We start from the raw sequence: 25582 nt of genomic DNA, 5'->3' as shown, positions 1-25582 counted from the left end.
TCAGGCGGGGCCGCGGCCGCTCCACTGGATCTCGTACGGCTGGAGCGTGACCTGCTTGCCGTCGACGGTGGCGGTCACGGCGGTGTCGGCGGTGTTGACCATGACGACCTGGCGTTCCTGGGCCAGGACGCGAATCCGCTTGTCGGAGGACTGGACCTGCACCAGCTGCGCGTGGGCGGGGAACCACTTGGTGAAGCCGCTGAGCAGGCCGGCCATGGGCATCTCCTCGCCGGTGCCGGACCGCCACAGGCAGCCGGCGCACTCGCCGCGGCCCCTGGTCTGCGGGTTCCAGTAGAGAGCCGTGGAGACGCCGCTCTTGGCGAACTCCATGAGGGCCGTGGCCTGGACGGCGGTCCGCTTGTCCTCGGTCCAGCCGGAGTCGTCGGGCTCGACGTACCACTCGGCCCACCAGACCGGCAGGTCGCCGCTCTTCTGCCTGAGCCAGGTGCTGATCGCGCTGAACTTCTCCGTGGCCGCGAAGTCGTCGGGGACGTTGCCGCCGTCGGTGGTCATGGTGGCGCCGTCGACGACGATGAAGTCGGCGCCCTTCTTGTGCTCGATCCAGTACTCGATCGCGTCCAGCGCCCGCTGGTCGACGCTGCCGTACGTGCCCTTCAGCTCGGACGGCCTGTCGGCCTTGGAGCTCTCGATCGGCACGTAGGGGCCGCCGACCTTGATCTTCGGGTTGACCTTCTTGAGCGCGTCGTAGACCTTGTTGTAGAGCTCGGTGTAGCCCTCGGCGTCCCACCGGTTGGTGCTGGCGTTCCAGAAGCCCTTGAACTCGTTCCACACCATGTAGTACTCGACCGTCGGATACTGCTTGGCGACCCGGGCAGCGAGCTTGGCGTAGTCGTCGAAGTGTTCGGGCTTGACCGCGACCGTGTGGTTCTTCGACCAGTCGGTGCGGCCCGCCTGGCCGCCCTTCATCCAGTCGGGCGCGCAGCACAGCGTGATCACGGGGATGGACCGCGAGGACGCCATGAACTTCAGCCGCCTGTTGAGGTCGACGAAGTTGTACTGGCCGGGGCTCGGCTCGGGGTTGCCGGCGCCCCAGCCCATGATGTGCTGGTTCTGCAGCATCGGGACCCGGCCGAGGATCCCCCTGGCCGCCTCCCGGGCCACGCGGTCCTCGTTGTCGGCGCTGTATTGGGTGTGGGTGATGCCCCAGCGCGGCCAGTCGTCCACCGCCGGGGGCGGGTCGAGCTCGGGCGCGGGCTCGGCGGGCGCGGATGAGGCGATCTCGCCGCCGACGTAACTCGTGGGCCCGTCGTCCGGCTCCGAGCGGAGGCCGGCGTAGGTCAGGATGCCCGCGACCAGCAGGACCGCGACGACCCCCGCCCCGACGGCCAGCGGCCATGGCGACCGTTTGCGGGCATGCCTGCCGTCCGTCGGAATCACCCTGAACCCACCCCTTCACGAACGTTCCAAACAAGGCCGAGCGCCAGGACCTCGACCTTGTTCACCGTAACCGTCCGGGTTGCGAGTGGCTTGCGAACGGTCAGGACGATGGTGGCCGCTGGCCGCTCGCGGGTCCAGGAACCCCTGCATAACGGTACGGCACCGGTTGCCTACCCGGCTGCACCACGAGCAAGCTGCCGGTGTCGTCGGCGTAAAAAGCCGATTCCACGGCGGCCGCGACCTCGTCGGCCTCCAGCAAGGGGAACCCGGCGCTGATGAACAGCTCGCGCGCCTGGGCCACCAGCGGGGTGTCGGTGAAGCCGGGGCAGACGGCGGAGATGCGGATGTGCTCCTTGGCCAGCGGCGGGGCGAGGGCGCGGACGAGGCCCACGACGGCGTGCTTGGTCATCGTGTAGATCGGGTCGCCGTCGTAGCCGACCAGCCCCGCCAGCGACGCGGTGACCACGATGGCGCCGCCGCCGGAGCGCCGCAGCAACGGCAGGGCGGCGGTCACGCCGAAGACCACGCCGTCCACGTTCACCCCGACGGTCCTGCGGTACTGGGCCAGGTCGAAGGCGTTCAGGTCGACGCCGCTGGAGATGCCGGCGTTGAGGTGGACCAGGTCGAGCCGGCCGTAGGCGCTCTCGGCCAGTTCGACGGCCTGCCTGGACGCCTCCTCGGTGCGCACGTCGGCGGCCAGGGCGACGCCGCCGACCTCCTTGGCGAGCCGCTCGGCGCCGTCGCCGTCGAGGTCGACCAGGACGCACCTGGCGCCTCCCGTCGACAGGCGGCGGGCCACCGCGGCGCCGATGCCGCTCGCCGCTCCGGTGATCAGTGCAACAGTGCTCATGACGCTCCTCAGGGCGGTGGGTGTGACTGGCGTCGGGTCAGGCGTGGCCGGCGGTCAGGACGGGCCGAGCATGCGGTGCGCGCGGGCGATCAGGGTGGGCACGGCGCCGCCGATGCGCTCGAACCCCTCCCCCACGGTCTTACCCTGGCGGAAGCGGGCGTGGATACCCTCCACGATGACCGCGAGCTTGAAGTTGCCGAGCGCGACGTAGAAGCCCAGTTCGGCGGTGTCGCGGCCGGAGACCTTCGCGTAGTGGGCGGCGAACTCGGCGGCGTTCAGGAAGCCGGGCGCGGCCGTCACGTCCCCGGCGACCGGGATCCCGGCCCGTTCCTCGTCCCCGGCGTCCTGCCAGTACGTGAGCGTGAGCCCGAGGTCGGCGAGGGGGTCGCCGAGGGTCGACATCTCCCAGTCGACGACCGCGCGGATCTCCGGCTCCGGGCCGAGCCGCACCAGCGTGTTGTCGAGCCGGTAGTCGCCGTGCACGAGCGTGCCGTCCGAGTGTGCGGGCAGTCTCCGGCGCAGCCGCTCCGCCAGGCGGTCGAAGTCGGGCCGTTCCTCCGTCTTCGACCGCTCCCACTGCTTGCACCAGCGCTCGACCTGCCGGGCCAGGTAGCCGTCAGGACGGCCGAAGCCGTCCAGCCCCGCCTCCCGGTAGTCGACGGCGTGGATGGCGGCCAGCACCTCGGCCAGCCGCTCGCTCAGCCTCCTGGTCCCCTCCGGCGGCAGGTCGCCGAGTTCCTCCCGGCCGCGCACGGCGGCGCCTTCCACGTACTCCATGAGGTAGAACGGCGCGCCGATGACGTCCTCGTCCGCGCAGAACGCGACCGGGCCGGGCACGGGCACCGGGGTCGGCGCCAGCGCGGAGATGACGCGCCACTCGCGTGCCATGTCGTGCGCGGTGGGCAGCACGTGGCCGAGCGGGGGCCGGCGCAGCACCACGCGGCGTTCGCCGGTCTCGATGAGGTAGGTCAGGTTGGACCTGCCCCCGGAGATGAGCGAGACGGACAGCGGCTCACCGGCGTCGGGCGCGTGGCGGCCCATCCAGGCGAACAGCCGGGGCCGGTCGATCCCAGGTACGGTCATGGTCTGATATTAGAACGTTATTCGGTTCTGAAAACCACCTGGGAGTTGCGTAACGTTCCGCACCTGCGAGAACAGGCGACACACCGATCCTTTAAGCTGAGTTTCCACATGTCTGCCGCCCCGAGGCATGTCGACAGTAGGAGCCCAGTGCAGGTCACCCTCGCTCATCCCAGAGAGCTGGGAGACGCCGAAATCAGCCGCTGGCGTGCTTTGCAGGAAAGCGACACGGCGTTCGACAACCCCTTCCTGTCTCCGGAGTTCACGCTCACCGTCGGTGAGCTGCGCGACGCCGTGCGGGTCGCGGTGATCCACGACGGGCCGGAGATCGTCGGATTCTTCCCATTCGAGCGACACCCGCTGGGCATCGGTAAACCGGTGGCCGCGGGTCTGACCGACGCCCAGGGCATGATCTACGCCAAGGACCTCGAGATCGACCCGTTCAAGCTGCTGCGCAAGTGCGGGCTCAGCGTCTACGAGTTCGACCACCTGGTGATCGGGCAGCCCCTGCTGGGCGCCACCTACGAGACCTATCCGTCGCCGGTCATCGACCTGAGCGACGGCTACGGCCCCTACACCGAGTTCCTGCGGGCCAACTCCGGGAAGACCTACAAGACGACGCTGGCCAAGGAGCGCAAGCTCGGGCGCGAGGCCGGTGAGGTGCGCCACGAGTTCGCGATCACCGACCCGGGACCGCTCCACACGCTGCTCAACTGGAAGACCGACCAGTACCGCCGCACCGGCCGCACCGACCGGTTCTCCCACCGGTGGATCGTCGAGCTGGTGGAGCGGCTGCAGGCGACCCGCGGCGAGAGCTTCGCCGGCGTGCTCGACATGGTCTACGTCGGCGACCGGCCGGTGGCCGGCCACTTCGGCGTCCGCACCCGCACCACCCTGGCCGGCTGGTTCCCCGCCTACGACACCGCCTTCGCCAAGTACTCCCCCGGCCTCATCCAGCACCTGGCGATGGCCGAGAAGGCCGCCGCCGCCGGCATCGAGCTGATCGACATGGGCCGGGGCGCCAAGGAGTACAAGGAGAAGCTCAAGACCGGCGAGCTCTCCGTCGCGGAGGGCCGGCTCGCCAGGCCCGGCCTCCCGGCCGGCGTCCACTGGATGATGCGGGTGCCCGCGCGCAGGGCCAGGGCCACCGTGCTGGCCCATCCGGTGCTCCACAGGACCGCGGACAAGGCGCTGAAGACCTACGGCCGGTTGCGGGCCAGGATGGCCGGATGAGGTTCCTGGAGGAGCGCACCGGCCGCCACTGCCTGCTCCTCCCCTCCAACCGGCTCGGTCTCTACCTGGCGCTGCGCCACTGGTGCTCGCCCGGCCAGCGGTTGCTCATGTCGCCGGTCTCCGCCGACGAGATCCTCTTCCTGGTGCTCGCCGCCGGCCTGTGCCCGGTGATCGCGCCGCTGTCGCCGCGCGACGGCAACATCGACGTCGCCCGCGCCGACCTCTCCTCCGTGGACGCGGTCCTGACGACCAATCTGTACGGGCTGCCCGACCAGGTGACGGCGTTCACCGGGAAGGTGCTCGTCGAGGACGTGGCCCACGCGATGGAGACCTCGGTCGGCGGCCGGCCGCTCGGCACGTTCGGCCTGGCCGGGGTGTTCAGCCTGGGCAAGCACGCCGCCGCCGGCTCGGGCGGGGTGCTGGCCGTGGCGGAACGCGCCGACCTGAAGTCGCTGGAGCAGGCCCGCGACGCCCTGCTGCGGCCGGGGTCGCTGCGCGCGGAGCTGTTCGCCGTGGCCACCTCGATGGCCCGCCAGGCGGCGCTCCGGCTCGACCTGGTGCGCCCGGCGCTGTGGCTGATGCGGGCGCTGGGCCTGCAGGAGGAGCGCGAGGGCTACCGCATCGCGCTGATGGCCCGCGAGCTGGCCGAGGCGCTGCCGCGGGCGCCCTCGCTGCCGTCGTTCGACCCGTGGGTCCGGGCCGACCTGCACGACTACCGCGCCGCCAGGGGCCGGGTGTCCCGGTGGTACCAGATCAGGCGGGTGGCCAAGGTGCCGCGCGAACGCGAGCGCAGGCTGGCCGGGGTCGCCCTGCTCGCGTCGTTGCCGATCGCCGCCCCCGCCGTGCGCGACCACCTCGACCAGCCGTTGTTCAGGGTGCCGCTGCTGGTGCGCGACCGCGACGCCGCCATCGCCGAGCTGGAGCGGCGCGGGGTGGCGACCGGCTATCTCTACGACCCGCCGTACGACGACTACGCGCCGGGTCTCACCAAGCCCTCGCCCGACCCGACGCCGGCCCGCTGGTGGGCCCGGCACGTGCTGCCGGTCGACCCGCTGTACGCGCGCCGGGCGCTGCCGCTGCTGCGCGAGCTGGAGGCCGCCCCGGCGTTCAGCCTTCCCTGATCAGCTCGGCCAGGATCTGGCAGCCCCGCCGCACCTGCGCGAGCGAGGCGGAACCGTACCCGATGACCAGGCCGTGCACCCGCTCGACCCCGTGATGATGGCGTTCGGCCGTGTCGAGCAGCACCCCTCGCTCCGCGGCACGTTCCATGACGCGGGGGGCCAGCCCCGGCGGCAGCTCGGCCAGCACGTGCAGCCCGGCCGTGTCGCCGCGCAGGCGGCAGACCGGGCCCAGCGACTCCACCACCACGGCGCGCCTGCGCGCGTACTCCAGGCGCATCCTGCGCAGGTGGCGGTCGAGGTCGCCGCGCTCCAGCAGGGTCGCCACCGCCTGCTGCACCGGCCCGCTGGTGCGGTCGGAGACGGCGCGGCGGATGATGGCGATCCTGTCGAGCAGCTCGGGCGTGCCGACCAGCCAGCCGACCCCGACGTCCGGCGCCAGCGACTTCGAGAGCGTGCCGAGCAGCACCACCCGCGACGGGTCGAGGCCGTAGAGGGCGGGCAGCGGGGCGACGTCGTAGCGGAACTCGGCGTCGTAGTCGTCCTCCACCACCGTGGCGCCGGTGCGCCTGGCCCACGCCAGCAGCCGCTCGCGGCGCGGGATCGGCAGCCGCCCGCCCAGCGGGTACTGGTGGGCGGGGGTCGTGTAGAGCACGCGCAGCCCGGCGGGCAGGTCGTCGACGATCACGCCGTCCTCGTCCACGGGGCAGGCCACCACCTCCGCTCCCCTGGCGGCGAACACCGTGCGGGCCACGTGGTAGCCCGGGTCCTCGACGCCCGCGCGGGTGCCCGCGCCGAGCAGCGCCTGCGCGCACAGGTCGAGGCCGTTGCCGGTGCCGCGGGTGACCAGGATGTTCTCCGGCCCGACGGCCACCGCCCTGGCCCTGCGCAGGTGATCGGCGAGGAGCTCCCTGAGCCTGGGCAGGCCGTAGGGGTCGGGATAGTCGCCCGGCGGCAGGTCGGCGGCCTTGCGCCAGGCCCGCTTCCAGGCGGCCACGTCGTAGTCGCGCACCCAGGGGCGGCCGGGCGACAGGTTGATCACGTGGTCGCCCGGCACCGCCCGCCGCGCCATCTTCGGGGCGGGCGCCTGCGCGGCGGCGGCCCCGTTGGCGCCGGGCGGTGTCTCCATCGAGGCCACGAACGTGCCGGAGCCGTGCCGCCCCTCCAGCCAGCCCTCGGCGTAGAGCTGCTGGTAGGCCTCGGTCACCACGGTGCGGCTGACCCCGAGCTGGGCGGCCAGCCCGCGCGAGGACGGCAGCCGCTCGCCGGTCGCGAGCGCGCCCGAGAGCATGGCGTCGCGCAGCCGGCCCGTGAGCTGGACGGTCAGCGGCACGTCGGACTCCCTGGACAGGGAGATCGGGAGGTCGACGAGGGCGCGCAAGTGGTCTCCGGGAAGGCGTTGATAGTGGCTCTCCAGGATAGGTCCACTTCGCGGCTACGGTCGACGCATGCTCTCCTCCACCGCTCGCACCCGGCTGGGCCGCTCGAAGGAGCGTGGCAGCACCGACAGGAACGATCTGTACGAGATCCTCGACGCGGGTCTGATCTGCCACCTGGGCGTGGTGGCCGACGGTTACCCGATGGTGGTGCCCACCGGCTACGGGCGCGTCGGCGACACCCTCTACCTGCACGGGTCGACGGGGGCCAGGTCGCTCCGCGCGGCGGCCGGCGGCGAGGTGTGCGTGACGGTGACCCACCTCGACGGCATCGTGCTGGCCAGGTCGGTCTTCCACCACTCCGTCAACTACCGCTCCGCGATCGTCTACGGCCAGGCCAGGCTGGTGACGGACGAGGAGGAGCGGATGGCCGGCCTGCGCGCGCTGACCGAGCAGCTCGCGCCGGGCCAGTGGGACTACGCCCGGCCGCCGGACCGCAAGGAGCTGGCCGCCACCGCCGTGCTCGCCCTGCCGCTGGACGAGGCGTCGGTCAAGATCCGCCGTGGGGCGCCGAGCGACGAGGACGCCGACTACGCGCTGCCCATGTGGGCGGGGGTGCTCCCGCTCGTCACCGCCTGGGGCGAGCCGCTGCCCGACCCGGCGCTCGCAGACGGGATCGGCATACCGGTTCACATCAGTGACAGAAAGTAGTTCCATGAACAGGGGCGCACCTGGCAAACTCCTTCCCTAGATCACGCGTCTCAACTGGTGGGCCGACCCTGGTTAAAGAGGCGGACAAATGGAGTGGAGCGCACCCGGCTACACGGAGATCACGCAGCTCGGCGCGGGCGCCAGCGGCCGTGTCGTGCTGGCCGCGCACGAGGAGACCGGCGTCAAGGTCGCGATCAAGTACCTCTCCGAGAGGTTGCGACATGATCCGGCCGCGCTGGGCAGGTTCCGCTCCGAGGCGCGGCTGCTGACCACGCTGCGCGACCCGAACGTCGCCACGCTGTGGGAGTACATCCAGGATCCGCAGGGCGCCGCCATCGTCATGGAGCTGGTCAACGGCGTCCCGCTGCGCGCGCTGCTGCGCGAGAGCGGCCCGACCGGCGCGGAGGCGGCGCTGGTCGTCCTCAAGGGCTCGCTGCTCGGCCTGGCCGGGGCGCACGCGCTCGGCCTGGTCCACCGCGACTACAAGCCGGAGAACGTGATCGTCCGCGACGACGGCCACAGCAAGCTCGTCGACTTCGGCATCGCCGTCAAGCAGGGTCAGGCCACCCGGGCCGAGGGCACCCCGCCCTACATGGCGCCGGAGCTGTGGTCGGGCGAGCCCGCCACCCCGGCGACCGACGTGTACGCGGCCACGGCCGTGTTCTTCGAGTGCCTGACGGGCCACCGGCCCTACCGCTCGCCGGAGCCGAGCGTGCTGGGCTACCAGCACCTGCACGCCCCGGTTCCGGTGGACGACGCGCCCGAGCCGGTGCGCGAGCTGATCCGGCGCGGGCTGGCCAAGAGCCCCGCCGACCGGCCCGCCGGCGCCGAGGCGTTCGTCGCCGAGGTGGAGGAGGTCGCCAGGGCCGCCTACGGCGACGACTGGGAGGAGCGCGGCCGCCGGCGGCTGGCCGGGCTGGTGTTCCTGCTCGCGCTGCTGCTGCCCGAGCCCGCCGAGCCCGCCCCGCAGGTGACCACCACCCTGGCCCGCACGGTGTTCAGGGCAGCGCCGCGCAAGGCGGTGCGCGTCGCCATGGCGGGCGGGCTGGCCGCCGTGGTGGCCGCCGCCGTGGTGGTCGTGGCCGTCAACAGGGAGACGCCGACGCGGCTCGAACCCGTGGCCGCCGCGCCCTCCGAAGCGCCGTCGCCCACCCCGTCCCTGCCGCCGGCGGTGACTCCGCGGCCCTCCGGGGATCCCACCGCGGGCCCCTCCCCGGAGGACACGGCGCTCGGCCGCCTGCCGGTCATCGGCGACCCGGGATCCCCGGCCACCGCCACGGGCGGGTCGCCGGACCCCGCCGTCACCGGGGGCCCCGACCCGGTCGCGACCTCCACGGACGACCCCGGCGCCCCGCCGGCCAGCACCCCGCCTTCCTCCGAGCCTCCGACCAGCGACCCGCCCACCTCGAACCCGCCGACCAGCGCCCCGCCCTCCTCCGCCCCGCCCTCTTCCGACCCGCCGACGACGACCACTCCGACGGTGACTCCGACGGCGAGCACGTCGACGCCGAGCGACCCGGTCACGAGCGCGCCGCCCCTGACCGCGGTGTCCTCGCTCGTCGTGAACCGGCTGGCCGTCCGGGGCGCCGTCGCGGCGGGAGCGCTCACCGTCGACGCCACCGGCACCGGCCCTATCACCGCCCGCGCCACCTGGCGCGTCGCCGGTGAGGAGGTGCGCACCGAGCGGATCCGGCTCGGCGACGCCCGCACCTACACCCGCACCGTCTCGCACGACCTGGGCGAGCGCCCCTGCGGCAAGGACGTCACGCTCACCGTCGTCTCCGACCCGCCCGCACGCGGCGGGAACGGTTCGTCGACCGTGAGCGTGCCGCCCTGCCCGACCGAGGTGACCGGCCTGCGGGTGAGGCTGGCCATGGCGGGCGCAACCGCCAGAGCCACCGTGTCCATGCGCACCAGCGGCACCGGCGAGGTGCCGGTGGCGGCGGCCTTCGCGGTCAACGGCGACCAGGTCGCCACCCGGTCGGCCGAGGCGTCCGGGCGCACCTCGTACACCACGACGTTCCGGCACGCCTTCCGCAGCCGCCCGTGCGGCGCCACCGTCACGGTGCGGGTGACCGCCAAGGGCCGGACGGCCACCGGCAGCGCCGACGTCGTCTGCCCGATCGAGGTCAGGAGCGTCTCCGTCGTGCGCGCCGTGGCCGACGCGGGCGGGCTGACCGCCACGGTCTCCGTGAGAACCGGTGACACGCGGCCGGTCCGCCTCGTCGTGGGGTTCCAGGCCGGGAAGATCGCCGGTACGAGGCAGCTCACGTTGTCCGGCGCGACTTCGTACTCCAGGACGATCCGATACGCGGTCAAGACACCCTGCGGGGCCTCCTGGCGGGTACGGGCGAGCACCCGGCCGGGAGCGGGCAACGGCGGCTCCCAGCGGGGCGGCACGCTGCCGGACTGTGAACCCGAGGTGACGGAGACTCCACAGCCGGAGATCGACTGAACCTCACCCTTTCGAATTTCGGGATATCTGATGCCGGTAGGTGTGAAACGCCGGTTAAGCTACGCTCCGTCTGTTGAGGGTGGGGGCCCGGACGACCGTAGAGGAGACCGCTATGAACGGCGATGAGCGGTGGGGGGTCCCCGGTTACACCGAGGTCCGCGAGCTGGGCACCGGCGCCGCCGGCCGGGTGGTCCTGGCCACGCGCGACCACGACGGGGCCGAAGTCGCCATCAAGTACCTGTCCGACCGGCTGCGGGACGACGTCGGCTTCGTCGCCCGGTTCCGCCAGGAGGCCAGGCTGCTGGGCGCGATGCGCAGCCCGCACAACGCCAGGCTGATCGACTACGTCGAGACTGGGCACGGCGCGGCCATCGTCATGGAGCTGGTCAACGGCGTGTCTCTGCGCGAGCTGCTCCGCTCGGAGGGCCCGACGGGGCCCGAGGCCGCGCTGACCGTGCTCAAGGGCTCCTTACAGGGGCTCGCCGCGGCGCACGCGATGGGGATCGTGCACCGTGACTACAAGCCGGAGAACGTGATCGTCCAGGGCGACGGCGCCAGCAAGCTGGTCGACTTCGGCATCGCCGTGGCGGCCGGCATCGGCGCCAGCGCGGCCGGCACGCCGCCGTACATGGCGCCGGAGCAGTGGTCGGGCGCGCCGGCCTCCCCCGCGACCGACGTGTACGCGGCCACGGTGGTCTTCTTCGAGTGCCTGACCGGCGCCCGCCCCTACCGGGCGACCAACCTGGCCGCGCTGGCCCGCCAGCACCAGGCCACGCCGCCGCCCGTCGAGGAGGTGCCGCCGGCCCTGCAGGGCCTGGTCGAGCAGGGCCTGGCCAAGCGCACGGAAGAACGGCCGGCGTCCGCCGAGGCGTTCCTGGTGGAGCTGGAGACCGTCGCCCGCGAGGCGTACGGGACCGACTGGGAGGAGCGCGGCAGGCGGAGGCTGACGTCTCTGGCGGGCCTGCTCCTGCTGCTCTGGCCGGTGCCGCCCGAGGCTCCGGCGGAGGCGGTCACCACGCTGGCCGAGACCCGCTTCGAAGGCCCGGCCAAGCTGCTGAGCAAGGTGTCCGCCAAGGCCGCGATCACCACGGCCTGCGTCGGGGTGGCGATCGCGGTGGCGGTGGTGCTGGTGAACCCGTGGAAGGGCGACACCGCCCTGCGCGCGCAGACCACCACGGCCACGCCCACCCCGTCGGCCTCCAGCGCCGAGCCGGTGGAGACCGACACCTTGGAGCCGGTCGAGACGGAGACGCCCGAGGAGCCGACGCCGGAGGCGACGACGCCGCAGCCGACCACGTCCGTCGCGCCCGTCGCCCAGCCCACGGCCACCCGTCCCACGACCCGCCCCACGGTGCGGCCGACTGTGCGGCCGACCAGGACCAGGAAGCCCACGGCCCGGCCGACCCGGACCCCGGTGAAGACCCCGGTGTCCACCCCGGCCGAGACGCCGGAGACCAGGCTGTCCGGCAAGGCCGACACCGGCAACCGGGGCACCGCCGCGCCCACGCAGCCCTCCGCCACGCCCACGCGGCAGACGCCGACGCGGCAACCCACGCGGACGCCGTCCACACCGCCGACCACGCCCAGCCCGTCCGAGAGCCCGACCGGCGGCGAGCCGCCCAGGAGCACGCCCACGGTGATCATCGACTAGGGAGCGGCACCGACCGGAACGGGTGACGTCCGGTGCGGTTCCCGTCAAACTGGCGGTAAGGCGACGCAAGTCGGGGCGTCACCACAGGAAGATCTGACGCTCCGGGGGGGCAGACGGCGATGAGCAATCCGAGACAGGGGATCGCCGGGTTCCGGCTGACCGAGCACACCTGGATCACCGAGCTGGGCAACTGGATCGACGCGATCTCGCCCGACGGCCGCAGGGCCGGGGCGCTGCTGTTCGACTCCAGGATCATCGAGCTGCCCGGGGTGCGCGACCGGGTGGTGTCGGCGGTGCTGACCGACCGCCGGCTCGTCATGGGCGGGCTCGGCGGGCTGATCCCGGTCGCCGACGTGGTGGCGGCCGGCGAGCAGGTGTGGCTGCTCACCGCGCAGGCGGTCACGCCCACCCTGGCGAGCCTGCTGGCGGCCGGCACCGTGGAGGCGGGCGGCGCGGCGGCGGTGCTGGCCGACACCTCTCAGACCCTGCTCGCGCTGCACGCGTCGGGGGTGACGCACGGCTCGGTGCACCCGGGCACCGTCGTGGTCACGGCCGACGGCGCCGCGCTGCTGTCGGAGCGCGGGCTGGCCGACGCCATCCGGGGCGAGATCTCGCCGCCGGACCGCGACGTCTCCGGCTGGGCGGCGCTGGCACGCGGGCTCGCCGGCGCCTGCCAGCGCGGGGCGCCGCAGGCCGCGGCGGCGTTCGAGCGGGCCGCGGCCGCGGCCACCACCCACGGGCTGGCGGCGGCCAGGAGCGGCCTGCTCGCCGAGTCGCACGTGCTGCCCGGCGGCATGATCACCCGTGACCGGCTGGCGCAGGCGGCACGCGGCCAGTCGATGTTCGCGCAGCCCGCCGCGTACGGCATGCCGGCCCCGGCCGGGCAGGAGCGCGACGAGGGCGACATCGTCACCCTGCTACACGTCCCGCAGGGGCGCGAGAGCGCGGGCCGCACCACGCACGCCGGTCAGGCGACCACCAGTCCCAGCCCCGGCGGCGGGGAGGCGATGCGGTTCGGGCCGGGCGTCGGCGCGGCGGGGCAGGAGTCCACGGCCCAGCGGATCTGGCGCGAGGGCGCCTCCCCCGCGCGGAACGGCAGGGCCAGGGCGGTGCGCGCGCGACGCCGCCGGACGATCGTATCGGCGCTCGTGTTCGCGGCCGTGATGGCCGGGGCGGTCCTGGCCTGGCTGCGGCTCAGCGATGGGGACGACACACCCGTGGCGGTGGAGAAGGTGACCGTCACCACGTCGGAGAAGACGCTGGGCTGCGACAGCGACGCGTTCGTCTCGGGCCGGATCGACACCAACGGCGGGGCCGGCGAGATCCGCTACGAGTGGCGGATGAACCTGGACAAGGACGTCGAGGAGGGCACCCTGCGCGCCACGGCCGGCACCACCTCCTACGACGTCGACCTGACGTGGCGGCTCCAGGGCGAGCGCACCGCCAAGGCCACGGCCACGTTACGGGTGCTCTCTCCCGGCCCGGCCCGCACCGCGAAGACGACCTTCACCTACAAGTGCTGAATGCACACCAAAGCGGTTGTTTACTACGCTGACGTGCATGACCTCGCAGACCCCCGCGGGCTGGTACCCCGACCCGTACGGCTCTCCGCAACTGCGGTGGTGGGACGGCAGCCAGTGGACCGACGCCACCCATCCAATGGAGCAGGGCCCGATGGATCGAGGCCCGACGCAGCAGAGCCAGACGGATCAGGGGCCGGCGCACCAGCAGCCCTCAGGACCCCAGCCGGCCTCCGGCCCGCAGCAGCAGCACGGCAGCCGGCCGCCTGACTGGCCGCCGGCGGGGGCCAACCCCACGCTCGCCTACGGCCAGCCTGCGCCCCAGGGCCAGCCCCCTTCCGGCCAGTCAGGTCCGTACGGGCAGACCGGGCCTTCCGGCCAGTCTGGACCGTACGGGCAGTCCGGTCCTTACGGGCAGTCGGGTCCGCAGGAGGGCGCGTTCGGGCATCCCGGCGGCCAGCAGGCCCCGTACGGGCAGCCGGGAGGGCAGCAGTACGGCCAGCAGGCCCCGTACGGACAGCAGGGCTCCTACGGGCAGCAGCCGTGGGACGCTCCCGGCTACGGCCCGCCGCCCAAGCAGAGCAACCCGATGCCGTGGATCATCGGCGGGGCGGCGGCACTGCTCGTGGTGGCCCTCCTCGTGGTGGCCGCCGTCGTCTTCGTCAACAGCACCGGTGACCCGGCGGCCGCGCCGACGACGTCCCAGAGCCAGACCGAGGAGCCGGCGGAGACCGAGGACCCGGACCCGGCGCCCTCGACCGATCCCCCGCCCTCGACCGACCCGCCGCAGAGCTCCGCCGAGCTCCCGCAGCCGGTGGACGGTCGCATCACCGACGCCAAGCTGGGGGTCTCGTACGAGGTGCCGGACGCCTGGGACGTGCCGCGCGCGTCCGCGATCAACAGCACCCAGCCGGGGGCCCAGCTGTGGAGCAGCGGCGTGCAGAAGATCTCGCAGGAGAAGTTCGACGGCCGGTCCGACTGGATCGGCAACGTCTTCACCGGGGCGCTCAGCGACCGCTACCCCTACCCCGGCGCCGCCGGGATCGGGCTGACGGCCAAGGCGGTCTACGCCGACTTCAACAACAGGTACTACTCGCTCCAGCACACCAGCAAGATCGCCAAGGACCAGGCGATCAAGATCGGTGACCGGGACGCCTGGCTGGTGCAGTTCGAGATGGACTTCACCCAGATCTCCGAGGAGAAGGGCTACCAGTGGAAGAAGGAGAACGGCGCGGTCGTGCTCATGGACCGCGGTGAGGGCGAGCGGCCGGGACTCATCTACGTCTCGGTGCCCGACAACCTCGGCACCGACGTGGTCGGCAAGGTGGTGAGCTCGCTCAAGCCCGCGTGACGAGTGGCACTAGGCTGGTGGCATGAGCAGGCGGACGGGTCGCTCCGGGCCGCTGCGGCGAGGAGTACGCATGAGTGATTCCCTGGTCTGGATCGACTGCGAGATGACGGGTCTCGACCTCGGGCGCGACGCGCTCGTCGAGGTGGCGTGCATCGTCACCGACAGCGAGCTCAACCAGCTCGACAGCGGCGTGGATGTGATCATCAAGCCGCCGCCGGAGTCACTGGAGCAGATGTCGGGGGTCGTCCGCGAGATGCACACCGCGTCGGGGCTGCTGCCGGAGCTGGCGACCGGGGTCACGCTGGCCGAGGCCGAGTCGCTGGTGCTCGACTACATCCGGCGCCACGTCCCCGAGCCGAAGAAGGCTCCGCTGTGCGGCAACTCGATCGGCACCGACCGCACGTTCCTGGCCAGGGACATGCCGGCGGTCGACGCCTACCTCCACTACCGCATGGTCGACGTGTCGTCGATCAAGGAGCTGTCGCGGCGGTGGTACCCCCGCGTCTACTTCGCCGCGCCCGAGAAGCAGGGCGGCCACCGGGCTCTGGCCGACATCCTGGAGAGCATCCGGGAGCTGCGTTACTATCGGGCTGCCGTGTTCGTCGGCCAGCCCGGGCCTGACTCGGCGACGGCCCGGACACTCGCGGAGCGTGTCAGCGGTTAACGGGTGGCGTGAAGACTCCCGAACACCGCTACACTCTTCCTGTGCCGTTCTTGCGGACGGCGCGATGGTGGGTGTAGCTCAGTTGGCAGAGCGCCAGGTTGTGGTCCTGGATGTCGAGGGTTCAAGTCCCTTCACTCACCCCAGAGGGCAACGGCCGGTTCTTCGGGACCGGCCGTTGCCGTTTTCTTCCGACAACTCCCCAAAAACATGTCAATGCGAGTTATGCTCGCTGTCTACCGCTAACGCCGGTTGGTTGGGGGGACTCGGCGATCTGACCGTCTGCGCGCCCCGGAGGCCGGATGAGAGTCGACGACGCAGCGTTCGACAGCGCGTTCACGTCCTTGAGCAAGCGTGAGGCCGAGGTCATGGACCTGATCGCGACAGGACAGTCCAACAGCCAGATCGCACAGCAACTGTTTCTCAGCGAGAAAACGGTCAAGAACCACGTCAACCGCATCTATGCCAAGCTCGGCGTGGACTCCCGCGTCCGTGCCATCGGCCTCTGGCGGTCCCGTACCACGGAGTGATCCCGTTTCGGAGCGTGCGCGCCCTCCCCTGAGGCGCGCGCGCTCGGACAGAGGTGGCTACGGAGCCGTCTCCAGGAGGGCGGACAGGGCCGTGAGGCCGTGGTCCACGTCCTGCTCCGGGATGTTGAGCGCCGGGCGCAGGCGGACCGACCTGGGCCCGCACGGCAGGACCAGGACTCCCGCCTCCTCGCGCAGCCGGGTGACCAGGGCGTCCCTGTCGGCCGGCGCCGGCAGGTCGAAGGCGCACATGAGCCCGCGCCCCCGGACGCCGGACACGGTCTCCGGGTGCTCGGCCTCCAGCTTGGTCAGCCGCTCCAGGATGGTGGTGCCGAGGGCGGCCGCCCGCGGGATGAGCCCGTCGCGTTCGACGATCTCCAGGATGCCGCGGCTGCGCACCATGTCGACCAGCCCGCCGCCCCAGGTGGAGTTGATCCGCCCGCTGCGTTCGAAGACGTTGCCGGGCACCTCGTCCACGCGCCGCCCCGCCATGATGCCGCCGACCTGGACCTTCTTGGCGAAGGCCACGATGTCCGGCTGCAGCCCGAGCTGCTGGTAGGCCCAGGGGGTGCCGGTGGTGCCGCCGCCCGTCTGCACCTCGTCCAGGACGAACAGGGCGTCGTGCGCGTGGCACAGGTCCTGCATGGCCCGCAGGAACTCCGGCCGCATGTGGTTGTCGCCGCCCTCGCCCTGGATGGGCTCGGCGATGAAGCAGGCGATGTCGTGCGGATGCCGCTCGAAGGCGGCGCGGGCCTGGGCCAGCGCGCGCTCCTCGGCCGCCTCGACGTCGCCGGCGTGGATGGCGGGCACCTCGACGCGCGGCCAGTCGAAGGTGGGGAACCGGTCGGTCTTGACCGGATCGGTGTTGGTCAGGCTCAGCGTGTAGCCGCTGCGGCCGTGGAAGGCCTGGGTGAGGTGGAGGACCCGGGTGCCGAGCTCGCGCGGGCGACCGGCGGCCTCGTTGCGGCGGCTCTTCCAGTCGAAGGCGACCTTGAGCGCGTTCTCCACGGCCAGCGCGCCGCCCTCGACGAAGAACAGGTGGGGCAGGGCGGGGTCGCCGAGCACCCGGGTGAAGGTGTCGACGAAGTCGGCGAGGTGCTCGGTGTACATGTCGGGGTTGGCCGGCTTGTTGCGGGCGACCTGGCCGAGCAGGCGGGCGAAGTCGGGGTCGAAGGGCGGGTTCACGCCGAGCGGCGCGGAGGCGAAGAACGTGTAGAAGTCGAGGTAGCGGCGGCCGTCGCGGGCGTCGACGAGCCACGAGCCCTGGCTGAGTTCGAGGTCGAGTACGAGCCTGTATCCGTCGACGAGCAGGTGGCGGGCAAGGCGGGCGTGAACGTCCATGTCTCCTCCGCATTCGGCCAGACATGCCATATATTCCCCACCGTAACCCGGATTCATCCATAAAATTTACGGATCATCGCCCCATCAGACGATTTTCTTCAACCGGAAAGACAGCGCGATCAGCGTGATCCCGTACAGCAGCGCGAAGATCCCGACCAGCCAGACGAGGCTGAGCAGCCCGGCGGCCGGCCAGAGCAGGAGCAGCACGCCGAAGATGACCGACAGCACGCCGCCCAGGATGAGCATCCACTCGTTGGAGATGACCTTGCGCAGCTGGATCCCGTCCGCGATCTCCGCGATGCCGGTGAAGATCGCCCAGAGGGCGATGAGGTACAGCAGCACGAGCGAGGTGATGCCCGGCCAGATGAAGGCGGCGAGGCCGGCCAGGATGCCGATGACGCCGAGGGCCACGGCCCAGGCCCGCGACCGCACCTCGTGGCGGTACGCGGAGTAGATCGCGACGATGCCGTCGACGATCGCGTAGGCGCCGAAGAAGATCACCAGCACCAGCAGGGTGATGCCCGGCCAGATCAGTGCCAGGATGCCGAAGATCACGGCCGCGATGCCCCGGACGAGCGGCATCCACCAGGTACGTGCGAGTTGCTGCTCCATTCTTCCCTGATGTCCGCGCGAGCCGTCGGGGCATCCCTCGGCATGGTCAAGAATGGGCGATCATTGGGAGTAGACCACGATCGACACCGCGACGTACTGCACCAGGTAGGCGGCCAGGGTGAAGGCGTGGAACACCTCGTGGTAGCCGAACCAGCGGGGCGAGGGATCCGGCCGGCGCAGCCCGTACACGACGGCGCCGGCGCTGTAGAAGACGCCTCCGACGGCGACCAGCACGACGGCGGCCACCCCGGCGCCCCGCAGGAGCTGCGGCATCACGAAGATCGCGGTCCAGCCGAGCGCGAGATACAGGACGGTGTAGAGCCAGCGCGGCGCGCCCATCCACAGCACCCTGAACAGCACGCCCGCGAGCGCCCCGCCCCAGGTGACGGCGAGCACGGCGATCCGCGCGGCGCCGTCGAGGGCGAGCAGCGCGAACGGCGTGTACGTGCCCGCGATGATCAGGTAGATGTTGGCGTGGTCGAACCGGCGCAGCCACTCGGCGAGCCGGGGGCCGAGCGTGCCGCGGTGGTAGGTGGCCGAGATGCCGAAGAGCAGCCCTGAAGTGATCGCGTAGACGGCCGAGGCGAGGCGGGCCTGGAGGGTCGGGCCGAGCGCCACGAGCATGATGCCCGCGATCATGGTCACGGGCAACGCTCCCGCGTGCAACCACCCCCGCAGAATGGGCTTAACGGAGATCGTCGTCATATAACCTACGGTACCGTAGGTTAGAGTCCGTTCAAGAAGCGGGCGGCGATCGGCACCGCCGCCGACCGGCCCGAGCCGCCGTGCCTGACGAAGACGGAGAAGGCCAGGTCGCCGCGGTAACCGATGAACCACGCGTGCGGGGCGCCGTCCACGACCTCGGCGGTGCCGGTCTTGCCCGACAGGTCACCGGGCAGCCCCGCGCCGCCGGCCGTGCCGTGGTCCACGACCGCGCGCATCATCGCCCGCAGCCCGGCCACCACCCCCTGGTCCAGCTCCACGGGGTCGGGTGCGGGGCCGTCGATGCGGGTGGCCTCCTTCTCCGGCACCAGCCTGGGCGCCCGCCAGGTGCCGCTCTGCACCGCGGCGGCGACCGTCGCCATGCAGAGCGGGCTGGCCGTGACCGAGCCCTGCCCGATGGCGTCGGCGGCGCGCTGGTCGGGTCCGTCCGCCTCCTGGATCGAGCCGCAGAAGCCGCCCGCGCCGGTCGGCAGCGCCCGCCCGAAGCCCCACCGGGAGGCCGTCTCCGGCAGGTCGGCCACGTCCAGCCGGGCGAGCGACTGCTCGACGAACGTGGTGTTGCAGGAGTACGCGAACGCGTCGGTGAAGGAGACGGCGCCGCGCGCCACCTCGCCGTCGTTGCGGAGGGTGCGATGGCCGGGGATCGTGTACGTGCCGGGACACGCCACCTGGTCACCCGGGCCGAGCCCCGACTCCAGCAGCGCCGCGGCCGTGATGACCTTGAAGGTGGAGCCGGGCGGGAACACGTCCTTCAACGCGCTGAAGCCGCTCTTCAGCCGGTCGGCCACCGCGAGGATGTCGCCGCTGCTGGGCTGGATCGCCACGATGGCCGCGTCGGAGCTCGCGTCGAGCGCCCGCGCGGCCGCCGCCTGCACCGAGCGCGACAGCGTGGTCCGCTGGCGCCGGGTCTCCGGCCGCGCGCTCAGCAGCTCCCGGTCCGGCTTCCCCGGCGCCTTGGCCACCAGCACCCAGCCCACCGGCTCGCCCTCCTCCCGGTCGTCGCGCAGCGGCCGCAGGTGGGCGTCGGCGTAGCTGTTGTGCGGGATCTTGTCGCCCTCCCTGGTGACCTGCTCGGCCGGGGAGCCGAACAGCTCGACGAGCTCGATCGTGCCGCCGTCCTTGAGCAGCGGGTGCAGGGTCTCGGGCTGCCAGAGGACCTTCCACTGCCGGTCGCGCACCGCCAGCCTGAGCGTGCCGTCGAACGGCCACTCGCCCAGCTCCTCCAGCTCCCTGACCCCGGTGAACGTCACCTCGGCCGTCTCCTCGCCGGTGCGCTCGACGTCCCCGGGCTCCAGCCGCAGCCGCTCCACGCCGAGGGCGCCGCCCATCGCCTCGTGCCACTGCCTGAAGTCGCCGGGAGGCCGGTCCACCAGCCGCGACATGGCGACCACGTCGCCGTCCCGCCAGGCCTGGAAGTACGCGGCCGAGGTGTCGGCGGCGCTGCCCTCGACGCCGCCGGCGGCCGAGACCGCGAAAGCCACCGCGGCGATAACGGCCACAACTGCGCCTACGACCACAATCAGCCTGCGCTGTCGCATACGGTTCTCCCAGGAGGAGATGAACGTGGCACGTGGACAGAGGGAACCGATGCCCGGCCAGTACCCGGTGACCTTCGGCGAGGTGGAGCTGCTCCGGGACCTGGACAGGCAGGACGGCTGGGTGCTGTCCAAGGATGGCGTACCTCAGTCCTATGTGGACCTACAAGACCCGACATTTCTGGAATTCGAATACGTCCGCCTCATGGCCGACGTCATCGACCTGCTCGACGAGGGCCCGCTGAGCTGCGTGCACGTGGGCGGCGGCGCCTGCACGATCCCCCGCTACGTCGCCGCCACCCGGCCGGGCTCCCGGCACATCGTGATCGAACCCGACGGCCTCCTGGTCAACCTGGTACGCGAGCAGCTCGACCTGCGCTCGGTGCCCAAGCTCAAAATGATCATCGCGGGCGGCCGGGAGGGCACCGCCAAGGTCTGGGACTCCTCGGCCGACCTCGTGGTGCTGGACGCGTTCACCGGCGCCACCATGCCGGTGGAGCTGGCCACGGTGGAGTATCTCGGCGACGTCGCCCGCGTCCTGCGCCCCTCCGGCACGCTGCTGATCAACCTGGCCGACGGCAAGGGCCTGGCCTTCGCCAGGCGCCTGCTCGCCACCGTCACCGGCGCCTTCCGCCACGTCGCCCTGCTGGCCGAGCCCGGGGTGATGCGCGGGCGCCGGTTCGGCAACCTGATCGTCGCCGCCTCGCGCGCCGAGCTGCCGCTCGACCCGCTCACCCGCCGCGCCGCCGGCGGCCTCACCCAGGCCAGATGCGTGTACGGGGAAGCGCTGGAGAAATTCGTCGCCGGAGCCGCCCCGATCAAGGACGGCGACGCGGTGCTCGCCCCGGTGCCACCGCCGGCGGTGTTCGGCTAGGGCCGCAGGTAGGCGAGCACGGCCGCCACCCTGCGGTGCACGTCGGCGCTGACCTCCAGGCCGAGCTTGGTGAAGATGGAGTTGACGTTCTTCTCCACCGACGACACCGACAGGTGCAGGGCCCTGGCGATGGCGCCGTTGGAGCGGCCGTGGGCCATCTCGCGGAGCACGTCGCGCTCGCGCGGGGTCAGCGACTCCGGCTCGCCGCGCAGGTCGTGTCTCGCCATCAGGCCCTCGACGACCTTCGGGTCGATGACCGAACCCCCGGAGGCCACCGCCCTGATCGCGCCGAGCAGCTCGTCCAGGTCGCCGACCCGGTCCTTCAGCAGGTAGGCGAAGCCCTCGGTGCCGTGCTTGAACAGCTCCAGCGCGGACAGCGCGTCGGAGTACTGCGACAGCACCACGATGCCGACCCCCGGGTGCGCCGCCCGCACCGCGTGCGCGGCGTCGATGCCCTCGAAGCCCTGCCGCCAGTCGCCGCCGGGCATCCTGATGTCGGTGACCACCACGTCGGGCCGCAGCCTGCGCACCGCGTCGAGCAGCTCGTCGGCGTCGCCGACCGCGCTGACGACGGTGACCCCGCCGGACGTCTCCAGCAGCTGCCGGGTGCCCTCGCGCACCAGGTAGTGGTCGTCGGCCAGGACCGTCCTGATCGCGTCACCCATCGACCGGCACCCACGCGTCCACCCGTGTCCCCTCTCCGCGCGCGCTCTCGACCCGCAGCCCGCCGCCCAGCGCGTCGAGCCGGTCGGCCAGCGTGGCGAGCACGCCGGGCCGCGCCTCGAACCCCGTGCCGTCGTCGGTCACCGTGGCGCCGAGCCGCCCTTCCTCCCGGGACAGCCGCACCTCTATCCTGGCCGCCCCCGCGTGCTTGAGCGCGTTGGCGACGGCCTCGCTCACCGTGAAGTACATCGCGCCCTCGACCTCGTCGGGGAACCGCTCGGCCCGCAGCTCCCGGCCGGCGAGCACCTGGACGGGCACCGGCAGCCGGGCGCAGCGCTCCTCGACGGCCTCCACCAGGCCGCCCTGGCTGAGCGCCGACGGGTGGATGCCCGCCGCGAGCTCGCGCAGGTCGGCGAGGGTCTGGCGGGCCTGCTCGCGGAGGTTCCCGAGCGTCCCGGTGCCGCCGCCGGTGGCGCGGGCCAGCTCGATGCCGGCGATGAGGGCGACGAGCTGTTGCTGCACGCCGTCGTGGATGTTGCGCTCGATGCGCCGCCGCTCGGCCTCCTGCGCGTTGACCAGGCGGGTGGCCAGTCCGGCGCTCTGGATGGCCAGCCCGGCGGGTACGGCCAGCGCCTCCAGGAAACGCCGGTCCTCGACGGACAGGCGGCCGTGGGCACGCGGGCCGCACTCGATCCGCCCCTGCCCGCCGAGCACGGGCAGGGTGATCGCCGCGGGACCGTCCTCCGGCCCGGAGACCACCCGGCGGCCGTCGGCGAGCGTCACGGCGGCCCAGCGGGTCTCCAGGCCGGTGCGCACGGCCATGGCCAGTCTGCCGAGCTGCTCGACGGGCTCCCGGCTGTCCTCCAGCTCCGGGCCGAGGCTGGACAGCACCTCCTGCACGGTCGGCCGCACGTCGAACACCAGCAGCAGCCGCGAGCCGCGCAGGCCGACGCGGAGGTCGAGCAGGCGGTGGCGGACGACCGCGACCACGATCGCGCCGGGCAGCGCCCCCAGCATGGCCAGCGCCCCGGCCACGCCGACGACCGGCAGGGCGACCCCTCCGAAAAGGAAGAAGTACGCCAGCAGCACTCCCACCTGGGTGGCCGTGGTCCCGGCGACCATCCAGCCGTACTGCGAGCGTTCCGGCGGACGGCTGCGGCGCCAGCGCAGCACGAGCCCTCCGAGGACCACCCAGCCGGCGACCCAGACGGTGAGCTGGCCGACGGTGGCGGCGAGAACGCCGGTCAGTTGCACGGGATCGGTCACGTCCGGAGACCCGCCGAGGAAGAGGGGCGCCATCAGCACCCCCGCGGCGTGCACGGCGGCGGCGACGCCCGCGCCCCAGGCGACGGGACGCCACCGGCGCGAGGGCAGCCGGCCCTCCGGGAACAGCAGCGGGACGTACACCCAGGTCAGCGCGTAGAAGACGACCATCGCGACCATCGAAGGGGCCGCGAGCCCGGGCACGCGGCCGACCAGGCCGACGCCGAAGATGCCGGCGCCGAAGCACACCGCGGCGGCCAGCAGCAGCCGGCCGTACGGCACGTCCGGCCGGCGGGCGGCCAGCAGCCAGCCCAGCACCGGCAGGACCAGCCCGACGGCGACGAACGCCACGTGCCAGACCGTGAAGCCCTCCAGGAGCGACCCGCCCACCAGCCCCGCGGCCGCGATCAGGGCCATCAGCCCGGCCGCCAGATTCGTACGCATCGCCCCTCATCGTCACAAAGGCAGCTGACCTGCGTCCATGAAGTTGACCGCACAGTCGGTGCGGCCATCCCCACCCCGCGGGACGGTGGCCTGCCCGGTGGGCGCGGCGGCGGCGCCCGGCTTGGCTGGAGGCACGTCCACGCGAGGAGGATCTTTCATGAGAAGGCGCGTATCACTCCTGGCGGCCGCCTGTGCCGTCAGCCTGACGGCGTGCGCCGCACCGGTCGCCACCGCCGCGGCGGTCCCACCGGTCGCCACTGCCGCGACGGCGACCGCGACGCCTGCGGCCACGTCCACGGCGCCGCCCGTCGAGATCCCGGACACGCCTCTGGGGGACGCGCTGCGCTGGGTGCTGGACGCCTCCACCAGGGCGCCGGTCGGGGAGAGCGAGCTGAGGACGCGCATCGCCCCCGAGTTCCTCGCGGCGGTCCCGGCCGAGCAGTTCGACGCGGTGCTGACCGCGTACCCGGACCTGAGCCTGCGGGCGGTGAGCGTGGCGCACGCCGCCGCGCTCGTGGCGGGCGTGGAGTCGGGCGGCAAGCGGTTCCTGCTGGAGTTGTCGGTCGACGGCGCGGGGTTGATCAACGGGATGCGGCTCACCGAGGCGCCAGCCCCGCAGCCCGCGCCGAAGAGCTGGAAGGAGCTGGAGCGGCGGCTGCGCGCCGTCGCGCCGCGGGCCGGGTTCGTCGCGGCGCGGGTCGACGGCCGCGCCTGCCGCACCGTGCGCGGCGTCGCGGCGGACGTGCGCCGCCCGCTCGGCTCGATGTTCAAGCTGTACGTGCTCGGCACGGTCGCCGGGCAGATCAAGAAGGGCGCCTACGGCTGGGACACCGAGCTGACGATCACGGCGGACGTGAAGAGCCTGCCGACCGGGCAGCTCCAGGACCGCCCCGACGGGAGCCGGGTGACCGTGCTGGAGGCCGCCAGGCTGATGATCTCCATCAGCGACAACACCGCTACCGACCTGCTCATCCGCAAGGCGGGACGCGAGGCCGTGGAGCGCACCATGCGTTCCTGGACGAAGGGCCACGACCGGCGCAACACGCCGCTGCTGACCACGAGGGAGCTGTTCGTGCTCAAGGGCGCCCGCTATCCGGAGCTGGCCGAGCGCTACCTGTCGATGAACACCCGGGACAGGCGTGACTATCTGGCGAAGGTCGTGGCGAAGGTGCCGCTCTTGGACATCCGTCCGTGGACCCACCCGCGCGAGCTCGACACGATCGAGTGGTTCGTGTCACCGGAGGACGTCTGCCGCGCCCACGCCGCGCTCTCCGGGCTGGGCGACGAGCGGGTGGACGAGATCATGTCGGCGAACGACGCGGGGCTCGGGCTGCCGCCGGACCGGTGGCGGTCGGTGTGGTTCAAGGGCGGCTCCGAGCCCGGGGTGTATGACATGGGCTTCCGCGCCCGTACCACCGACGGCAGGACGTACGCCGTGACCCTGATGGGCGTCAATCCGGACGCGCCGTTCGACGACGGGAAGACCGGCCAGGAGTTCCTGGCGCTGGCGCGGGGCGCCTTCGCGCTGGCGGCGCGGGGCTAGCTGATCGTCAGGCAGGCGATCCGGTCACCGGCGTTGCCCGCGTCGGGGCCGGTCGCCGTGGTCTCCTTGGAGTGCAGCACCAGGGAGCGGGGCGGCGTGGCCGGGTCGAAGCCCCACGGGTGGCGGGCGGTGGCCCGGCCGGCGCCGGTGGCGTCGGTCTTGAGGTCGAGCCAGATCTCGTTGTCGGCGCTGGCCGGGCCGGGCCGGTGCTGGTAGTGCGGGCCCGCGTCGGCGCCGGTCTTGCCGCACGGCTTCGTGTGCAGGTGGGCGCCGTAGCCACGACTCGGCCGGAAGCCCTCGACCACCAGAGAGGTGATCGTCTGGCCGCCGGACGACTCGGCGGTGACGCTGGCCTGGGCGCCTTCGGGCGCCAGCTTCCGGTCATAGGCGATCGCGGAGGCGCCGGCGACGGTGAACTCGCCGCTGCCGTTGAGCGTGGTGGCCGGCTGGCCTTCCGTGTGGGCGAGCTGCGGCGGGCTGGCGCCGCAACCGGCCACGAGCAGGGCGAGCAGGATGACGGGCAGGCGTGTGGGCATGCCCCACTCATATCAGTAACCGAGCGACTACGCATCGTGTTTGAAGATTCGTGTCCCACTTCAGCGAACCGGCGCTCAGCCCCGCCCGCCAAGAGGTCGCGATCGAATCGAGACGTG

The 25582-nt window shown here is 72.6% G+C and carries 23 protein-coding genes and 1 tRNA gene; 12 read left to right on the top strand and 12 right to left on the bottom strand.

Going from position 1 to position 25582, the window contains the following annotated elements:
- From AB0K05_RS22300 to AB0K05_RS22290, 3 genes are all read right to left on the bottom strand, one after another.
- Positions 1-1398: a xylan 1,4-beta-xylosidase gene (locus tag AB0K05_RS22300; protein ID WP_148029644.1), complete on the bottom strand. Its 1398-nt coding sequence runs from the start codon at positions 1396-1398 to the stop codon at positions 1-3.
- Between the two features lie 100 nt (positions 1399-1498).
- Entirely contained in the window at positions 1499-2248 is a 750-nt protein-coding gene (locus AB0K05_RS22295) for an SDR family oxidoreductase (protein WP_364231263.1), read from the bottom strand.
- A 54-nt stretch (positions 2249-2302) separates the two neighbouring features.
- On the bottom strand, positions 2303-3331 hold the full coding sequence (locus AB0K05_RS22290; protein ID WP_364231261.1) for a phosphotransferase family protein: 1029 nt from the start codon (positions 3329-3331) through the stop codon (positions 2303-2305).
- A 147-nt stretch (positions 3332-3478) separates the two neighbouring features.
- Here AB0K05_RS22290 and AB0K05_RS22285 point away from each other — a divergent pair, with 147 nt between their 5' ends.
- Together AB0K05_RS22285 and AB0K05_RS22280 are read left to right on the top strand one after the other, a co-directional pair.
- On the top strand, positions 3479-4561 hold the full coding sequence (locus tag AB0K05_RS22285) for a GNAT family N-acetyltransferase (protein WP_261808347.1): 1083 nt from the start codon (positions 3479-3481) through the stop codon (positions 4559-4561).
- Positions 4558-5682, top strand: coding sequence for a DegT/DnrJ/EryC1/StrS family aminotransferase (locus AB0K05_RS22280; protein ID WP_364231258.1), 1125 nt, complete (start codon positions 4558-4560; stop codon positions 5680-5682). Before AB0K05_RS22285 ends, AB0K05_RS22280 begins: the two co-directional genes overlap by 4 nt.
- Here the strand turns inward: AB0K05_RS22280 and AB0K05_RS22275 are convergent.
- Positions 5669-7060, bottom strand: a complete 1392-nt coding sequence (locus tag AB0K05_RS22275; RefSeq protein WP_364231255.1) for a PLP-dependent aminotransferase family protein — start codon at positions 7058-7060, stop codon at positions 5669-5671. The two genes, AB0K05_RS22280 and AB0K05_RS22275, sit on opposite strands and share 14 nt — an antisense overlap.
- 67 nt (positions 7061-7127) lie before the next feature.
- Here AB0K05_RS22275 and AB0K05_RS22270 point away from each other — a divergent pair, with 67 nt between their 5' ends.
- The 8 genes from AB0K05_RS22270 (at position 7128) to AB0K05_RS22235 (ending at position 15934) form a co-directional block, all read left to right on the top strand.
- Positions 7128-7766: a pyridoxamine 5'-phosphate oxidase family protein gene (locus AB0K05_RS22270; protein ID WP_219543804.1), complete on the top strand. Its 639-nt coding sequence runs from the start codon at positions 7128-7130 to the stop codon at positions 7764-7766.
- A gap of 88 nt (positions 7767-7854) precedes the next feature.
- Entirely contained in the window at positions 7855-10221 is a 2367-nt protein-coding gene (locus tag AB0K05_RS22265; RefSeq protein ID WP_364231252.1) for a protein kinase, read from the top strand.
- 112 nt (positions 10222-10333) lie between these two features.
- Positions 10334-11872 (top strand): serine/threonine-protein kinase, encoded by a 1539-nt coding sequence (locus tag AB0K05_RS22260; protein ID WP_148029637.1) that lies wholly within the window; start codon positions 10334-10336, stop codon positions 11870-11872.
- A gap of 119 nt (positions 11873-11991) precedes the next feature.
- Positions 11992-13395, top strand: coding sequence for a hypothetical protein (locus AB0K05_RS22255; protein WP_364231250.1), 1404 nt, complete (start codon positions 11992-11994; stop codon positions 13393-13395).
- Between the two features lie 37 nt (positions 13396-13432).
- Entirely contained in the window at positions 13433-14743 is a 1311-nt protein-coding gene (locus AB0K05_RS22250) for a DUF2510 domain-containing protein (RefSeq protein WP_364231248.1), read from the top strand.
- Positions 14744-14813: 70 nt separating this feature from the next.
- Complete coding sequence (gene orn / locus AB0K05_RS22245; protein ID WP_148029634.1) at positions 14814-15407, top strand: oligoribonuclease; 594 nt, start codon at positions 14814-14816, stop codon at positions 15405-15407.
- A gap of 67 nt (positions 15408-15474) precedes the next feature.
- A tRNA-His gene (locus AB0K05_RS22240) sits at positions 15475-15550 on the top strand.
- Positions 15551-15706: 156 nt separating this feature from the next.
- Entirely contained in the window at positions 15707-15934 is a 228-nt protein-coding gene (locus tag AB0K05_RS22235) for a response regulator transcription factor (RefSeq protein WP_364231245.1), read from the top strand.
- Between the two features lie 57 nt (positions 15935-15991).
- On the opposite strand, the gene lat is transcribed toward AB0K05_RS22235, so the two are convergent.
- From lat to AB0K05_RS22215, 4 genes are all read right to left on the bottom strand, one after another.
- On the bottom strand, positions 15992-17272 hold the full coding sequence (lat, locus tag AB0K05_RS22230; protein WP_364231243.1) for an L-lysine 6-transaminase: 1281 nt from the start codon (positions 17270-17272) through the stop codon (positions 15992-15994).
- An 84-nt stretch (positions 17273-17356) separates the two neighbouring features.
- Positions 17357-17884: an HdeD family acid-resistance protein gene (locus tag AB0K05_RS22225; protein WP_148029631.1), complete on the bottom strand. Its 528-nt coding sequence runs from the start codon at positions 17882-17884 to the stop codon at positions 17357-17359.
- Between the two features lie 60 nt (positions 17885-17944).
- The gene (locus AB0K05_RS22220) at positions 17945-18589 is read right to left on the bottom strand and encodes a hemolysin III family protein (protein ID WP_364231239.1); all 645 of its coding nucleotides are present in this window, start codon (positions 18587-18589) and stop codon (positions 17945-17947) included.
- Between the two features lie 20 nt (positions 18590-18609).
- On the bottom strand, positions 18610-20088 hold the full coding sequence (locus tag AB0K05_RS22215) for a penicillin-binding transpeptidase domain-containing protein (RefSeq protein WP_271277175.1): 1479 nt from the start codon (positions 20086-20088) through the stop codon (positions 18610-18612).
- An 82-nt stretch (positions 20089-20170) separates the two neighbouring features.
- On the opposite strand from AB0K05_RS22215, the gene AB0K05_RS22210 reads away from it, so the two are divergent.
- On the top strand, positions 20171-21016 hold the full coding sequence (locus AB0K05_RS22210) for a fused MFS/spermidine synthase (protein WP_364231237.1): 846 nt from the start codon (positions 20171-20173) through the stop codon (positions 21014-21016).
- Here the strand turns inward: AB0K05_RS22210 and AB0K05_RS22205 are convergent.
- The 3 genes from AB0K05_RS22205 to AB0K05_RS22195 are packed head-to-tail and all read right to left on the bottom strand — an operon-like array spanning position 21013 to position 23527.
- Positions 21013-21681: a response regulator transcription factor gene (locus AB0K05_RS22205; RefSeq protein WP_364231234.1), complete on the bottom strand. Its 669-nt coding sequence runs from the start codon at positions 21679-21681 to the stop codon at positions 21013-21015. The genes AB0K05_RS22210 and AB0K05_RS22205 overlap by 4 nt on opposite strands.
- Positions 21674-23386, bottom strand: a complete 1713-nt coding sequence (locus AB0K05_RS22200; protein WP_364231232.1) for a histidine kinase — start codon at positions 23384-23386, stop codon at positions 21674-21676. Before AB0K05_RS22200 ends, AB0K05_RS22205 begins: the two co-directional genes overlap by 8 nt.
- A 12-nt stretch (positions 23387-23398) precedes the next feature.
- On the bottom strand, positions 23399-23527 hold the full coding sequence (locus AB0K05_RS22195; RefSeq protein WP_364231229.1) for a hypothetical protein: 129 nt from the start codon (positions 23525-23527) through the stop codon (positions 23399-23401).
- Positions 23528-23543: 16 nt separating this feature from the next.
- Between AB0K05_RS22195 and AB0K05_RS22190 the strand changes: the two genes are divergently transcribed.
- The gene (locus tag AB0K05_RS22190) at positions 23544-24929 is read left to right on the top strand and encodes a serine hydrolase (protein WP_364231226.1); all 1386 of its coding nucleotides are present in this window, start codon (positions 23544-23546) and stop codon (positions 24927-24929) included.
- On the opposite strand, the gene AB0K05_RS22185 is transcribed toward AB0K05_RS22190, so the two are convergent.
- Positions 24926-25465, bottom strand: a complete 540-nt coding sequence (locus tag AB0K05_RS22185) for a hypothetical protein (RefSeq protein WP_364231223.1) — start codon at positions 25463-25465, stop codon at positions 24926-24928. The genes AB0K05_RS22190 and AB0K05_RS22185 overlap by 4 nt on opposite strands.
- Positions 25466-25582 lie beyond the last annotated feature (117 nt).

Source organism: Nonomuraea sp. NPDC049486 (genome assembly GCF_040676925.1).
GTDB classification, from domain to species: domain Bacteria; phylum Actinomycetota; class Actinomycetes; order Streptosporangiales; family Streptosporangiaceae; genus Nonomuraea; species Nonomuraea ferruginea.
This window is presented reverse-complemented; position numbering and strand designations above follow the sequence as displayed.